Here is a 13,078-nt window from a genome sequence, read left to right as displayed (position 1 = left end):
AACCTGCGTTGCTCTGGTGGTCTGCTGGGCACGGATCAATTCTTTCAGGAGAAGCACGATGAGCGAACGTCTCGAGGACATTGCTGCCGCGATGGTGGCCAATGGCAAGGGCCTGCTGGCTGCCGACGAGAGCTCCGGCACCATCAAGAAGCGCTTCGACGTCATCGGTGTCGAGTCGACCGCCGACAGTCGCCGCGACTATCGCGAGATGATGTTCCGCGCCAGCGATGCAATGACCAAGTACATTTCCGGCGTCATCCTCTACGACGAGACCATTCACCAGAAGGCCGCCGACGGCACACCGCTGGTCGACATCATCAAGGCATCAGGCGCTATCCCCGGTATCAAGGTCGATGCCGGCGCCAAGCCGCTGGCCGGCTTTCCCGGCGACACCATCACCGAAGGCCTGGACGGCCTGCGCGAACGCCTTGCCGACTATTACAAGCTCGGCGCCCGCTTCGCCAAATGGCGCGCGGTGATCGACATCGATGTTGCCAAGGGCGTGCCTTCCGCCACGTCGATCGGCTCGAACGCCCATGCGCTCGCCCGTTACGCCGCGCTTTGCCAGGAGGCCGGCATCGTGCCGATCGTCGAGCCGGAGGTGCTGATGGACGGCGCCCACGACATCGACACCTGCTACGAGATCAGCACGGCGACACTGACAAAGTTGTACACCGAGCTCTATGCGGCCCGCGTCGTGCTCGAAGGCACCATCCTGAAACCGAACATGGTCCTCGCCGGCAAGAAATCGGGCAAGGTCAGCAGCCCCGAGGAAGTTGCCGAAAAGACGATAAAACTGTTCCGCGAGACGGTGCCGGCCGCTATTGGAGGCATTGCCTTCCTTTCGGGCGGACAATCTGACGAGGAGGCGACCGCCAACCTCAACGCCATCAATGCCATTGGCCCGCATCCGTGGAAGCTGACCTTTTCCTACGGCCGCGCCTTGCAGGCCGCTCCGCAGAAGGCGTGGGGCGGCAAGGCGGCGAACGTCGCCGCCGCCCAGGCCGCCTTCGCCCACCGCGCCCACATGAACCATCTGGCGGCACTTGGAAAATGGCAGCCGGCGCTGGAAAAGGCCGCCTGACCGGAACTCCGTCCTGCGTTTCCCCGAACCCGAGCCACGTGCCCGGGTTGTTCCAAGGAGCAAGGGCTGCAATTTCTTGCGTCTAAAAGATGCGGCCCCGTGTCGGCATGCGTCGCTGCCGAACGTCCTCTGTGAAAAGAGGAGCAGGCTGATGCCAAACAACAAGACCGTATCGCAGGAAGACTGGTTTCAGGCGCACAGGGCGCATCTGGCGCGCGAAAAGGAATTGACGCGTTTTCGCGACCGCATCGCTGCCGAACGACGCGAATTGCCCTGGCTCAAGATCCGCAAGGACTACGTTTTCGAGACCGAGCAGGGGCCGAAGAAACTGCCCGGCCTGTTTGGCGGCAACAGCCAGCTGATCGTCTACCATTTCATGTTCGGGCCGGGCGCCGATTATCGCTGCGAAGGCTGCTCGTTTCTTGCCGACCACATCGACGGCGCCAACCAGCATCTCAGGCATCACGATGTCTCACTTGTCGTGGTAGCGCGGGCGCCGCTGGCGGAGCTTCTGCCCTACAAGCAGCGCATGGGCTGGAAATTCGACTGGGTGTCGTCCTACGCCTCGGACTTCAACTTCGACATGCAGGTGTCCTTCACCGACAAGCAGATCGCGGCCGGCGACACGACCTACAATTTCGAGCGGCGCGCGCGGCAATCGAAGGATCTTCCCGGCACCAGCGTGTTCTATCGCGACGAGAAAGGCGACATCTTCCTGACCTTCGTCTCGCGCTCCCGAGGCGGCGATCCGCTGATCGGCGCCTATCACTATCTCGACCTGACGCCGAAGGGTCGCAACGAAACCGGTCCCCACCATAGCCTGGTGGACTGGGTGCGGCTGCACGACGAATATGCGGATACGCCCGAGATGCAGGACAGCTGCTGCCATTGACGACGGGCGGTCACCCAAGGTCTTTCGCCTTCGGCCCGACATGCGCTAAGTGCTGTTCGCTTTGCCCTAAAAGGGACTTGTCATGCGGCGCTTTCCGACCCTTCTCACCTGGCTCGCCTTTCCGGTCTATGTCTGGCAAGGACTTGGCGTGCGTCGCCGCACCGCCCGCATGCTGCCGGCACAAGGTCCGGTCATGCACGAGATATCTGGCCTGGCGCCAGCAATCTCGGTTCTGGTGCTTGGCGATTCCTCCGCCGCCTCGGTAGGGATCGGCAATTCCGAAAACGGATTGGCCGCGCAACTGGCAGTTCTGATTGCGCAACGCACCGGCCGCACCGTGCGCTGGCGGGCGGCCGGCTTCAACTCGGCAACCTCTGGCCAGATCCGCGATCATGTGCTGCCCAATCTATCGGCCGATCCGTGGACGCATATCGTGCTGGCCATCGGTACCAACGACACCAAGAATTTTCATTCGGTACCGCGCTTCAAGCGCGAGTTTGGCGGCCTGCTCTACGCGCTGCGCGCCAAATGGCCTGAGGCTCGCGTGGTGTGGTCGCCGGTGCTGGAGTTCACCCGGGCTCCGGCAATGCCGCCGTTGCTCGGCAAGATCCTCGAAATCCGCGCCGTCGAAATGAACCGGATGGGCGAGCGCCTTTGCCTCGAACGCGGCGCCATACCGGCGCCCCGGCTGCCGATCACGGATGCCGATGCCGGCTTCGCATCGGATGGATTTCACGCTTCGGAAGCCGGCTACCGAGCCTGGGCGGAACATCTGGTCAGCCTGGTGCTCGCCAACGAACCGGGCGTCGCGTAGCGGGCCGCCCGCACTAAAGCGCGTCGCGTTCGATTGGCCTCATCCGACGCGCTTCAGGTTCTTGTTTTTATGCATGTCGTTGTCGCAAAACCGCTGCACACTTTTGCGCGACATGCATTACGTCCAGTGCCCGAGCACCGCCGTAATCGAAATCGCCGCCATCGCCAGCAGCGCCAGCTTCCAGAAATCGCTGCGCCGCTTCAGCCCGGGCCAGCCGAGCGGCTTGATGAGCTGGATGACCATCATGAAGATGATGACGAGCGCGAGAAGTTTCGACATGCAGCCTTTGATCAGCATCGCGGCTGGCTGTCAAAGCGGCTCCGGGATCGCCGGCTTCCACTGCGGCAGGCCTCTTTTCAGCACTGCCTTGTCACTTCGATGGATAAATCGGAACGCCGGTCATGAGAGCCGCACCCTCCTGACAGACTGCTGTCAGCAGGGGTGTGCGATAGTGCCTGCATCGAAAGAGAGGAGACCAGCCATGAACGGTATTACCATTCTGCGTAGCGTGCAGCACTATGTCGGCAAGATCCGGACGATCCGCAATGAGATCCGCACCCAGCGATTCATGAACGCCCTGCCGGCGGACATCCGCAAGGATATTGGTTGGCCGGACATGTATGGCGACCGCCGCAATGGCGGCAATTGAGGCAAGCTTTCTGCGTGGCGTTTGGATGCGACCTGGCGACGAGCTGAAATGGGCATGCTGAAGCCTCCTGACAGTATGGTGTCAGGAGGCTCGTGCCATAGTGCGATGGCCGCCGGAGCCGGATGGCCGAGGACGATCGATGAAAAGCTGGAACGACAGGCTGAGCACGCCTAGCATCAACGGCATAAGACCGTCGCCACGCACCATCGGCGACGTCGTCGAAGGCCAGCCGATGCGGGTCCCTACAGCTCGCCAGGTTCATGCATTCATCCGCTCCATCCCCGAAGGCATGGACATGAATATCCGCGCTTTGCGCACCGCTCTCGCCATCGAGCACGGTGCCGAGATGACATGTCCGGTCACCATCGGCTATCATCTGCGCACCGTCGCCGAGGCGGCCAACGAGGATCTTGAGTGTGGTATGGCGCTGGGCGACGTTGCGCCGTTCTGGCGGGTGGTCGACGCAAGCACGCCGACAACGAGGAAACTGTCCTTCGGCGCGGCCTTCGTCGCCGTGCAGAGCAAGCGCGAAGGGCTGGAACGATAGACGCCGAGGGACCATACGATGCGCCGCGCCGACAGGCTCTTCCAGATCGTGCAGCATCTGCGTGGTGGTCGTCTGGTCACCGCCCAGAAGCTGGGCACGTGGCTCGAGGTTTCCGAGCGGACGATCTATCGCGACATCGCCGATCTGCAGTCGACCGGCGTGCCGATCGACGGCGAGGCCGGTGTCGGCTACATGATGAGGGAGGGTTTCGACCTTCCGCCGCTGATGTTCACGCGTGACGAGATCGTCGCGCTGGTCGCCGGCGCCCGCATGGTGCGCGCCTTTGGTGGCGCGGCCATGGCGCGAGCCGCCGACGAGGCGCTGGTCAAGATAGGCGCCGTGTTGCCCGACGCCGAAAAGGACCGTATCGCGCGTACCGAGATCCACACGCCGATGTGGGTGATAAGCGATGCCGCCCGCGAAGCCATCGACCTGATCGAGCGGTCCATCGAGAAACGTCAGGTGCTGACCATCGACTATTCGGATGAAGCCGGCCGCAGCACCGCGCGCGACATCCGCCCGCTCGGCCTGTGGTTCTGGGGCAAGGTGTGGACCTTGGTCGCCTGGTGTGAGATGCGCGGCGATTTCCGCGCCTTCCGCATCGACCGCATCGCCTCGGTGGTCATCGCCGGCCGCACCTTCAAGCCGGAGCGCGGCAAGCAGCTCGCCGATTTCTATCGCGCGGTGGAGCGCAGCGAGGATTACGGCATGGCGCCGGACCGGGCGGCGCGAAGCTGACACGGAAGATCACAAAAAAGCCCGCTTGAAAGCGGGCTTTTTGTTTTGGATGCCAGACCTATTCCTCTTCGTCGGCGTCCTTGTCCTTCGACTTCAGCGCTGAAAGCTTGGCGAAGACGGCGTTGGCGTCAAGTTCGCGGTCCTCGTCCTTCGGCTTTTCGGGCGCCGGCACCAGCCGTTCGGTCAAGGCGGCCGGCAGCAGCGTATCGCCGACCGGCTGCGCCTGCTCGCGGCCGCGCGAGGCGCGGTTGATTTCCATATCGAGGTCGATCTGCGACGTCAGGCCGAGCGTCACCGGATCCATCGGCTGGAGATTGGCGGAGTTCCAGTGCTTTCTGTCGCGGATCTGGTCGATCGTCGACTTCGTTGTGCCGACAAGGCGGGCAATCTGCGCATCCTTGAGCTCGGGATGGTTGCGCACCAGCCAGAGGATGGCGTTGGGCCGGTCCTGGCGCTTCGACAGCGGCGTGTAGCGCGGACCCTTGCGTTTGGATTCCGGCACCCGCACCTTGGGATCCGAGAGCTTCAGCCGGTGGTTCGCGTCCTTCTCGGCGCGCGCGATCTCGTCGCGAGTGAGCTGGCCGGTCATGATCGGGTCCATGCCCTTGATGCCTTGCGCCGACTCGCCGTCGGCGATCGCCTTGACCTCAAGCGGATGCAGTCCGCAGAACTGCGCGATCTGCTCGAAGGAAAGCGCTGTGTTGTCAACCAGCCAGACGGCGGTCGCCTTTGGCATCAGCAGCGTATTGGCCATTACAAAAATCCTTCTCGTTCGCCCGCGTTCCCGCGCGGGCGGTGGTTTAGAGCCACCAAAATGGGAAAATCGCGGTCTATATAACCGCTCGCTCGCCGTTTCGCAATGTTTTTGGCAGGCGCGCGTCAAGGACGGCACGGCAGCGCGACCAGCAGACCGCGAAGGGTCGGCAGATGACGCCATGCAGTCGAAAGCTTCAAAAAGACAAAGCCCGCCAGACCAAGGTCGGGCGGGCTCGGAACCGGCGACGGAAATCCGTCTGCTGCGGCTCTGGCTTCTAAAGCTTGATCCCGAACCGCGGCTCGGCGTTGCCGAAAAGCAGCGCCCGGTCTTCGAGCGGGATCGTGCTCGAGATTAAAGCCCTTTGCGGGCGATTCTCTCGATGTCGCCGCGGTTGATGCCGAGGTCGTTGAGCTGACGAGCATTCAGCCGGTTCAGTTCGCGCACGGTTTCGTTGTACATGCGCCAGTTACGGAAAGCGCGGATCGGGTTCATGATAGTCCTCCATCGTTTTGATGCCGCGTAAATAGGCATCGGCGATGAAAAATTGAACAGACGCTTTTGCATGGCCGCAATGCGTTTGTTGCATTGCACCATTAAGCTTTCGTTCAGCCTGTTTGCGGGCCGTCAGGCGACATCGAGCACAATCTTGCCGATGTGCTCACCCTCCTCCATCCGCTCATGCGCCCGCCACGCTTCCTTGAGCGGGAAGATCGTATCCATCACCGGCGCAACCTTGCGCGTGCCGAGCAGCGGCCAAACCTGCGCCTCCAGCGCAGCCGCAACTGCCGCCTTGAACTCCACGGTGCGTGGCCTGAGCAGCGATCCTGTGTGCACGAGCCGCTTGGCCATGATCTTGAAGAAATCGGCGCTCGCCACCGCCCCGCCCTGCGTCGCGATCTGGACGATGCGGCCTTCCATGGCTGCAGCCTCATAGTTTCGCGCCACATAGTCGCCGCCGACCATGTCGAGGATGACATTGGCACCCTTGCCGCCGGTTGCCTCCTTGACTGCGGCGACGAAGTCCTCCTCGCGGTAGTTGATCGCCCGGTCGGCGCCGAGCTTGAGGCAGGCGTCGCATTTCTCCTTGCTGCCGGCGGTGGTGACGACATAGGCGCCGAAAGCGGCAGCAAGCTGGATCGCCGTGGTGCCGATACCCGACGAGCCGCCATGCACGAGCAGGGTCTCGCCGCTCTTCAGGCCGCCGCGCTCGAAGACATTGTGCCAAACAGTGAAGTAGTTTTCCGGCAGCGCCGCCGCTTCGGTGTAGGTAAAGCCGGCGGGCAGCGGCAGCACGCTGCCGGCGTGCACTCTGACATATTCGGCATAGCCGCCGCCCGCCGTCAGCGCACAGACCCGGTCGCCGACGCGCCAGCGCGATATCTCGTCACCAAGGGCAGCGACTTCGCCTGCTGCTTCCAGGCCCGGCAGATCCGACGCTCCCGGCGGTGGCGGATAGGCGCCCTTGCGCTGTTGCACGTCCGGCCGGTTGACGCCGGCGGCCCGCACCCGGATCAGGATCTCGCCGGGACCGGGAACCGGTACGTCGCGGGTTTCCGCTTTCAGCACCCGCGGCCCGCCCGGTTCCGATATGGCGATCGCCATCATCTTCGCCGGAATTTTCTGTGCGTTCGCCATGAATTTTCCCGTCGTGCTCCGCCGGTTTCTCGTGCCAGCTCTTGCCCGCCATTTGCATCCATACCCTTGCCCTATGTATGCTCATTGGCAAATCAGGCAAATGGGCAATCACGGAGGAGCGACGATGGCGATCTTCGACGACGAACCCAAGAAGAAAGCGCGCCCGCACGAGATCGGGCAGGATCTGTCGCTGCTTTCCGTCGATGAATTGTCCGAACGGATCGGCATCCTGCGCGACGAGATCGCCCGGCTGGAAGCCGAGCTCAAGACCAAGGGCTCGACCAAGTCGGCGGCAGAGGCGCTGTTTCGCCGCGGGTAGTTACTGCGGGTAATTCCAAAAGCTCGGGCACGCCGCCGAAAAGCCCGAATGCCGCTGTCTCCAGACTTGTGCCCTAAACCCCAGCCGGATTGAAAAATGTTCGCAAGCTACAGACCGATCCTCTCGCTGCTGCGCGGCACCGCGTTCCTGTTGGCGGCATCCGGACTGCACGGTCTGCTGTTGCCGCTGCGCGGCCAGGTGGAGGGCTTCTCGACGGCATCGCTCGGCCTGATGGGCACGGCTTGGGCCGGCGGCTTCGTCACCGGCTGCTTCTTTGCGCCACGCATCGTGCGCCGCGCCGGTCATGTCAGGGCTTTCGGCGCCTTTGCCGCATCGGGAGCGATCGTCGCACTGCTCACCGGCCTGATCATCGACGAATATACCTGGATCCTGCTGCGCGCCTTCACCGGCTTCACCATGGCCGGCGCCTTCATGGTCATCGAAAGCTGGCTCAACGAGAAGGCCACCAACGAAAACCGCGGCACCGTCTTCGGCCTCTACATGATGGTCACCTATGCCTCGATCATGGGCGGTCAGATGATCGTTGCCGGCGGCGATGTGAGATCGGCGTCGCTGTTCATGATCACCGGCATTCTGTTCTGCCTGTCGCTGATCCCGACGGCGGTCTCGACGGCGTCTCACCCCAAGCCGCTGCAGGACGTGTCGCTTGACGTCAAGGGACTCTACGGCAATTCGCCGGTGTCGGCGATCGCTTGCGTGCTGATCGGCATCGCCAACGGCGCCTGGGGTACACTTGGTGCCGTCTATGGAGCGCGCATCGGCATCTCGACAGCCGAGATCGCGCTGATGATGAGCCTCGTGGTCATCGCCGGCGCCGCCATGCAGCTTCCGGCCGGGCGGCTCTCCGACATGACGGACCGTCGTTTCGTGCTGGCGGGCGCGGCCTTCGGCGCTGCGCTGTTTGCCATCGCCATCTTCCTGTTCGAACCGCGCTCCGGCGTCTTCGTCATCGTCTGCACCGCCGCCTACGGCGCCTTCGCCTACACGCTCTATTCGATCGCGGTGGCGCATGCCAATGACCATGCGCGATCGGAGGACTTCGTCAAAGTGTCGGGCGGCCTGCTGCTGCTTTATGGCTTCGGCACGATGATCGGTCCGCTGGTGGCCGCCGGCCTGATGGGCTGGATGCGCCCTGAGGGGCTGTTCCTGGCCACTGCGCTCGCGCATCTCAGCCTGGCTGGCTATACGCTGCTGCGCATCAGCCGTCGCGCGCCGGTGCCGATCGAAGGCCGCGATGCCTTCAAGACCCAGCCCGCCGATCGCTCGGTGACGCCGGAAGCGTTGCGGCTCGACCCGCGCAGAAAAGCTGAAGCCGACAGTTGAGATTCGAGGCGCTTTGCCCCACAAATAAGGCATGATGCTTTCCGACGCCTTCATGGCGATTGCCGATCCCAACCGGCGCCATCTCTTGGAAGAGCTCCGGCGCGGACCGAAGACCGTCAACGAATTGGCATCCGGCTTGCCGGTGTCCCGCCCGGCCGTTTCGCAGCACCTGAAGGTGCTGCTTGATGCGGGGTTGGTCAACGCCAAGCCGGAAGGCACCAGGCGCGTCTATACGGTCAGCAATGCCGGCTTCCTGAAGCTCAACATCTGGCTTGACCAGTTCTGGGATGCGGAGCAGCTCGGTTCACCCGGAAGCTGAGAGGCATCGTCAGCGCGTCGAGCAACTATGCAGCATCGGGCCTAGAGCAATTCCAGGAAAAGTGTGAAACGGTTTTCCGTACGGAATTGCGCAAAAACAAAGAGATAGAGCGGTTCGGCGTTTCCGTGAACGATGAACCACTCTAGCCATTGTTGTAGGGGAAGAGCTTGAAATACGGCTGCGCTTCCTCGATCACACGGGCAACCGAGGGGCGTTGCAGCAACCGGTCGTGATAGCGCCTGACCGCAGGATATTCGTCTCCGAACGGCTCGACCTTGTTGGCGTAGAACAGCGCGGGGGCGGCAGCGCAGTCGGCCATGGTGAAGCTCGCACCCACCGCCCATGTCGTCGACTGCATGTCCTGTTCAATGATGGCGTAGGAGCTGCGCAGCTGGGCGCGGGCCTGCTCGACGCCGAACGGATCGGTCTTGCCCTCCGGCCGCAGCCGGTCACCAACGATCTTCTGCATCGGTTCCTGGACATAGAAGTCATAGAAGCGGTCGGCGAGCCGGGTCTGGCGAGCGAGATCGAGATCGGCGGGGATCAGTTCGACCGGCCCAGGATAATTCGCGTTGAGATATTCGATGACGATCGTCGATTCCGGCACGGTCCGGTCCAGCGTTTCATCGCGCAGCACCGGCATCTTGCCGAGCGGCCACAATTTCAGAAACGCCGCGCGCGACTGTTCATTGCCGAGATCGACAACGACGGATGTGAATGGCGTGCCGTTCTCATAGAGCGCGATCAGCGGTTTCCAGCAGAAGGAGGCCAGCGGATGAAGATGCATCGTCAGGGACATTTTTGCTCCTATCTTTGGTGCTTCGTCTCGCGGGCATCCGGTGTCAAGGTTCGGCCCGCTGCTACGTGGCCCGGCTGTGGGCGACGATCGCATCGATGATCGCGGCCCAATCGTCGGGATGCAGCTCGTGGCCGCCGCCCTCGATCCGGACCAGTCTTGCACCGGCGACCGCGTCGGCAAGAGCGGCGCCATGCTCGGCTGGAAAGATCGGATCGTCGGTGCCGTGGATAACGAGGAGCGGAATCTTCATCTCGTGCAGCCGCCCCGTCCAGTCCTCGCCGCTCCGATCTTCGCCGCCCTTGAGCATGAAGTGATTGGTCGCGCTGAGAAAGCCGCCGGACCGGTCGTAGTCCTGTTCCACGAACGCTCTCGTCCGCGCCTCGTCGAACGGATGCGCGGTGCCGGCGAGCGCACGCGCGTTTTTGACCATGAAATCGACCCCTTGGCCCCGGTCAGACCAGTCGACCTCCGCGCCTTCGGCCGAATGTTTCCTATAGGCCTCGGTGGTTCCGGGCAAATGCGACGTATCGATGCCCAAGGGCGAGCTGCTGATCACCGTCAGCGAAGTGACACGCGACGGGTATCTCAACGCAACAAGCTGCGCGATCATGCCGCCCATCGACATGCCGACCACATGCGCCTTTCGGATTCCATGGTCGTCAAGGACGCGGATAGCATCGTCCGCCATGTCGTCGAATGTATAAGGCGGCTCGCCCGGCGCGTATTTGGTCGAACGGCCGGTATCGCGATTGTCATAGCGGATCACGAAGCGACCTTCGCCGGCCAGCTTCCGGCAAAACGCTTCGGGCCACCAAAGCATGGAAGCCATCGCGCCCATGATCAACAACACCGCCGGATGGGCTGGATCGCCGAACGTCTGGGATGCGATTTCGGGGTGTTCGGCGTTTTTCATGGCTTTCCTCCTTGGGCTTCCAATCCGATTGCATTTTGCAATCAGTTGCACGATATTAAAACCGATACGATAATGCAACCGGTTTTTGGAGATTCGCATGAACATCGATCGTCGGTCCGGATGCCCCATCAACCTGTCGCTCGAAGTGTTCGGTGACCGGTGGAGCCTGATCATCCTTCGCGACATCATCTTCGGCGGCAGACGCCACTTTCGCGAACTGCTCAACGGCTCGATGGAGGGCATCGCCTCCAACATCCTCGCCGACCGGCTGAAGCGGCTGATGGAGCTCGGCATGCTGACCAAGGCGGATGATCCCTCCCACAAGCAAAAGGCGATCTACAGCCTGACCGAAATGGCGATTACGCTGGTGCCGATCCTGGCGCATCTCGGCGCCTGGAGCCGCGTCTGGCTGCCGGTCAGCGAAGAGCTCTCTATCCGTGCCGAGCTTCTGGAAAAAGGCGGCCCGCCGATGTGGGATAAGTTCATGAACGAGTTGCGCCACGAGCATCTGGGTGCGTCTCCCGCCCCATCTGGACCCACCGTCCGCGCGACTTTGCAGGCCGGATACGATGCGGTAGTCGCCCGCAAGGCGGAGCGAGTCGGCTGCGATCCGGCGCCATGACCAACTTATTTTCCCAATTGCGGGCTGGCTCTGCTATCAAGGGACTGAAGATAATTTACGGATTGGATAACGCTCTTGGTCGAGAACTCTAAGGACACTGCCCGTGCGCGGGCCGATTTGCGTTTCAAGAAACAGGAAGAGGCAGCCACGGTTCGCCAGAAGGCGATGGCGGAATATGTCGCCGAGAGCGACGCTCGCCAAGCCAAGACCAACAAGCTGCGGGCGCTGCGCCTCGCCAAGGAAGCGGAAGACCTGGCCAATGCGCCTCCGGCCCCGGTGAAGAAGCCTCGCGCCAAGAAGAAATAGGCCGGCGCTCCCAGAATGCATGCTTCCTTTCGCACGCGAAACAGTTCACTCGGAGCTGTTCTGCCGGTTGATAACTGGCGCGTTTAGGAGACGGCCATGACCGCACTGACGCTCGACAAAGCCCTTGAAATCATCGCCGCCGCCTTTGCCAAGGGTGCCGAGCTCAAGCTCAGGCCGCTTGGCGTCTCGGTGCTCGACGCCGGCGCCCATCTGGTCGCGTTCCAGCGTCAGGACGGCGCCTCGTTCCTGCGTCAGCAAATGTCGGCCGGCAAGGCCTATGGCGCGCTCGCTATCGGCATGGGCTCGCGCCGGGTGGAAGCTTTCGCCAAGGAGCGCCCGCATCTGATCGCCGGCGTCTCCGACGTGTCGGGCGGGCGCGTCCTGCCGGTCGTCGGCGGCGTGCTGATCCGCGACAACGCCGGCACGATCATCGGCGCCATCGGTATTTCCGGCGACACGTCCGACAATGATGAAACGGCAGCCATCGCCGGCGTCGAGGCGGCTGGCTTCACCGCTGACCCGGGCTGAGTCGGGATCCTTAACTCATATTGATGTCGCGGGTGGCCGACCGCATCGACACCGAAAAGCCGGCCAGCACGTCGATCAGCGCTATGACCATCAGTGTGAAGAAAACGGAATGGGCGGCGCCCTTCACCAGCAGGAACTCGACCAGATAGGCCACAAAGACGAAGGTCGACAAAAGATGGTCCATGATCGAGGCATTTGTCGTGCGCGTCGACTTCACCACTTCGACGAACAAGAAGATCAGTGCGATCAGCACGATGAGGTCGCCGAGGGTCATCGAGAACACGCCACCCGACATCATCCGGACCGAAAACATTTCGGTGGCCCACGGATCGTCGCCGCTGCCGAATATTCCCAGAAGCCCGAGATTGTAGAGGATGAAAGGCACGATCAGCAGCGGGATGGCACCGAACATGTGGCGGCTCCGGTTGGACTGATCTTTGTAGAGTGCGCCCGGCGTTCGCCGTCAAGAATTTTCGTGCGGCCGATAAACACGGACAAAGACGGCGTGAAACAACAATGTCAGGCCCGGCTGATACGATCAGTTGTCGCAAACGCAAAAAGACCGGCCAATGGCCGGTCGTTTCGCAACCCATAAACCGTCGAAAGCTCTCTCAGCTTTCCTTCGGCTCCAGAACCTGGCGACCGCGATACATGCCGGTCTTCAGGTCGATATGGTGCGGACGGCGCATCTCGCCGGAGTTCTTGTCCTCGACATAGGTCGGGGCCTTCAGTGCGTCGGCAGAACGGCGCATGCCGCGCTTCGACGGAGAGGTTTTTCGTTTCGGAACGGCCATGGATATGCTCCACTACAT

Annotated in this window: 21 protein-coding genes; 13 read left to right on the top strand and 8 right to left on the bottom strand. The window is 62.4% G+C overall.

All coding sequences use genetic code 11. From position 1 onward, the window contains the following. Nucleotides 1–58: 58 nt before the first annotated feature. The 3 genes from NKI59_RS09670 to NKI59_RS09660 all read left to right on the top strand — a co-directional run bounded on the left by NKI59_RS09670 (nucleotide 59) and on the right by NKI59_RS09660 (nucleotide 2,790). Nucleotides 59–1,084 carry a class I fructose-bisphosphate aldolase gene (locus NKI59_RS09670; protein WP_352703788.1) on the top strand — a complete coding sequence of 342 codons (1,026 nt, stop codon included), beginning with the start codon at nucleotides 59–61 and terminating at the stop codon, nucleotides 1,082–1,084. A gap of 151 nt (nucleotides 1,085–1,235) precedes the next feature. Further along, the gene (locus NKI59_RS09665) at nucleotides 1,236–1,976 is read left to right on the top strand and encodes a DUF899 domain-containing protein (RefSeq protein ID WP_352703785.1); all 741 of its coding nucleotides are present in this window, start codon (nucleotides 1,236–1,238) and stop codon (nucleotides 1,974–1,976) included. Between the two features lie 82 nt (nucleotides 1,977–2,058). Beyond that, complete coding sequence (locus NKI59_RS09660) at nucleotides 2,059–2,790, top strand: SGNH/GDSL hydrolase family protein (RefSeq protein WP_023678487.1); 732 nt, start codon at nucleotides 2,059–2,061, stop codon at nucleotides 2,788–2,790. 117 nt (nucleotides 2,791–2,907) lie between these two features. On the opposite strand, the gene NKI59_RS09655 is transcribed toward NKI59_RS09660, so the two are convergent. Continuing rightward, complete coding sequence (locus NKI59_RS09655) at nucleotides 2,908–3,069, bottom strand: hypothetical protein (protein WP_352540257.1); 162 nt, start codon at nucleotides 3,067–3,069, stop codon at nucleotides 2,908–2,910. Between the two features lie 202 nt (nucleotides 3,070–3,271). Between NKI59_RS09655 and NKI59_RS09650 the strand changes: the two genes are divergently transcribed. From NKI59_RS09650 to NKI59_RS09640, 3 genes are all read left to right on the top strand, one after another. Continuing rightward, nucleotides 3,272–3,439: a hypothetical protein gene (locus tag NKI59_RS09650; RefSeq protein ID WP_352703783.1), complete on the top strand. Its 168-nt coding sequence runs from the start codon at nucleotides 3,272–3,274 to the stop codon at nucleotides 3,437–3,439. A gap of 139 nt (nucleotides 3,440–3,578) precedes the next feature. Then, complete coding sequence (locus NKI59_RS09645; RefSeq protein ID WP_352703780.1) at nucleotides 3,579–3,986, top strand: hypothetical protein; 408 nt, start codon at nucleotides 3,579–3,581, stop codon at nucleotides 3,984–3,986. 18 nt (nucleotides 3,987–4,004) lie between these two features. After that, a complete protein-coding gene (locus tag NKI59_RS09640) occupies nucleotides 4,005–4,724 on the top strand; it encodes a helix-turn-helix transcriptional regulator (protein ID WP_352703778.1) in 720 nt (239 codons plus the stop codon). Between the two features lie 58 nt (nucleotides 4,725–4,782). On the opposite strand, the gene NKI59_RS09635 is transcribed toward NKI59_RS09640, so the two are convergent. Continuing rightward, complete coding sequence (locus NKI59_RS09635) at nucleotides 4,783–5,478, bottom strand: DUF1013 domain-containing protein (protein ID WP_023678492.1); 696 nt, start codon at nucleotides 5,476–5,478, stop codon at nucleotides 4,783–4,785. Here NKI59_RS09635 and NKI59_RS09630 point away from each other — a divergent pair. Continuing rightward, the gene (locus NKI59_RS09630) at nucleotides 5,471–5,836 is read left to right on the top strand and encodes a hypothetical protein (protein ID WP_352452477.1); all 366 of its coding nucleotides are present in this window, start codon (nucleotides 5,471–5,473) and stop codon (nucleotides 5,834–5,836) included. The genes NKI59_RS09635 and NKI59_RS09630 overlap by 8 nt on opposite strands. Here NKI59_RS09630 and NKI59_RS09625 read toward each other — a convergent pair. Both NKI59_RS09625 and NKI59_RS09620 read right to left on the bottom strand, forming a co-directional pair. Further along, nucleotides 5,833–5,973: a DUF1127 domain-containing protein gene (locus NKI59_RS09625; RefSeq protein WP_023678493.1), complete on the bottom strand. Its 141-nt coding sequence runs from the start codon at nucleotides 5,971–5,973 to the stop codon at nucleotides 5,833–5,835. The genes NKI59_RS09630 and NKI59_RS09625 overlap by 4 nt on opposite strands. Before the next feature lie 132 nt (nucleotides 5,974–6,105). After that, a complete protein-coding gene (locus NKI59_RS09620; protein WP_352452476.1) occupies nucleotides 6,106–7,116 on the bottom strand; it encodes an NAD(P)H-quinone oxidoreductase in 1,011 nt (336 codons plus the stop codon). A 124-nt stretch (nucleotides 7,117–7,240) separates the two neighbouring features. Here NKI59_RS09620 and NKI59_RS09615 point away from each other — a divergent pair, with 124 nt between their 5' ends. The 3 genes from NKI59_RS09615 (at nucleotide 7,241) to NKI59_RS09605 (ending at nucleotide 9,098) form a co-directional block, all read left to right on the top strand. Beyond that, nucleotides 7,241–7,435 carry a DUF1192 domain-containing protein gene (locus NKI59_RS09615; RefSeq protein ID WP_023678495.1) on the top strand — a complete coding sequence of 65 codons (195 nt, stop codon included), beginning with the start codon at nucleotides 7,241–7,243 and terminating at the stop codon, nucleotides 7,433–7,435. Nucleotides 7,436–7,531: 96 nt separating this feature from the next. Next, the gene (locus tag NKI59_RS09610) at nucleotides 7,532–8,779 is read left to right on the top strand and encodes an MFS transporter (RefSeq protein WP_352677879.1); all 1,248 of its coding nucleotides are present in this window, start codon (nucleotides 7,532–7,534) and stop codon (nucleotides 8,777–8,779) included. Nucleotides 8,780–8,810: 31 nt separating this feature from the next. Further along, nucleotides 8,811–9,098, top strand: a complete 288-nt coding sequence (locus tag NKI59_RS09605; RefSeq protein ID WP_023678497.1) for an ArsR/SmtB family transcription factor — start codon at nucleotides 8,811–8,813, stop codon at nucleotides 9,096–9,098. A 142-nt stretch (nucleotides 9,099–9,240) separates the two neighbouring features. Here NKI59_RS09605 and NKI59_RS09600 read toward each other — a convergent pair whose 3' ends face one another. Both NKI59_RS09600 and NKI59_RS09595 read right to left on the bottom strand, forming a co-directional pair. Next, complete coding sequence (locus NKI59_RS09600; protein WP_352677877.1) at nucleotides 9,241–9,897, bottom strand: glutathione S-transferase family protein; 657 nt, start codon at nucleotides 9,895–9,897, stop codon at nucleotides 9,241–9,243. Between the two features lie 61 nt (nucleotides 9,898–9,958). Further along, nucleotides 9,959–10,810: an alpha/beta fold hydrolase gene (locus NKI59_RS09595; RefSeq protein WP_352703775.1), complete on the bottom strand. Its 852-nt coding sequence runs from the start codon at nucleotides 10,808–10,810 to the stop codon at nucleotides 9,959–9,961. A 97-nt stretch (nucleotides 10,811–10,907) separates the two neighbouring features. Here NKI59_RS09595 and NKI59_RS09590 point away from each other — a divergent pair, with 97 nt between their 5' ends. The 3 genes from NKI59_RS09590 to NKI59_RS09580 all read left to right on the top strand — a co-directional run bounded on the left by NKI59_RS09590 (nucleotide 10,908) and on the right by NKI59_RS09580 (nucleotide 12,266). Further along, nucleotides 10,908–11,432, top strand: coding sequence for a winged helix-turn-helix transcriptional regulator (locus NKI59_RS09590; protein ID WP_352703773.1), 525 nt, complete (start codon nucleotides 10,908–10,910; stop codon nucleotides 11,430–11,432). Nucleotides 11,433–11,507: 75 nt separating this feature from the next. Continuing rightward, a complete protein-coding gene (locus NKI59_RS09585) occupies nucleotides 11,508–11,738 on the top strand; it encodes a hypothetical protein (protein WP_023678501.1) in 231 nt (76 codons plus the stop codon). A 96-nt stretch (nucleotides 11,739–11,834) separates the two neighbouring features. Continuing rightward, nucleotides 11,835–12,266, top strand: coding sequence for a GlcG/HbpS family heme-binding protein (locus tag NKI59_RS09580; protein WP_352703770.1), 432 nt, complete (start codon nucleotides 11,835–11,837; stop codon nucleotides 12,264–12,266). Between the two features lie 10 nt (nucleotides 12,267–12,276). Here NKI59_RS09580 and NKI59_RS09575 read toward each other — a convergent pair whose 3' ends face one another. Both NKI59_RS09575 and rpmF read right to left on the bottom strand, forming a co-directional pair. Then, on the bottom strand, nucleotides 12,277–12,678 hold the full coding sequence (locus tag NKI59_RS09575) for a hypothetical protein (protein WP_023678503.1): 402 nt from the start codon (nucleotides 12,676–12,678) through the stop codon (nucleotides 12,277–12,279). Between the two features lie 199 nt (nucleotides 12,679–12,877). Further along, nucleotides 12,878–13,060: a 50S ribosomal protein L32 gene (gene rpmF, locus NKI59_RS09570; protein WP_006203806.1), complete on the bottom strand. Its 183-nt coding sequence runs from the start codon at nucleotides 13,058–13,060 to the stop codon at nucleotides 12,878–12,880. Nucleotides 13,061–13,078 lie beyond the last annotated feature (18 nt).

Origin of the sequence: Mesorhizobium sp. M0598 (genome assembly GCF_040320865.1) — a bacterium.
Taxonomy (GTDB): Bacteria; Pseudomonadota; Alphaproteobacteria; order Rhizobiales; family Rhizobiaceae; genus Mesorhizobium.
This window is presented reverse-complemented; position numbering and strand designations above follow the sequence as displayed.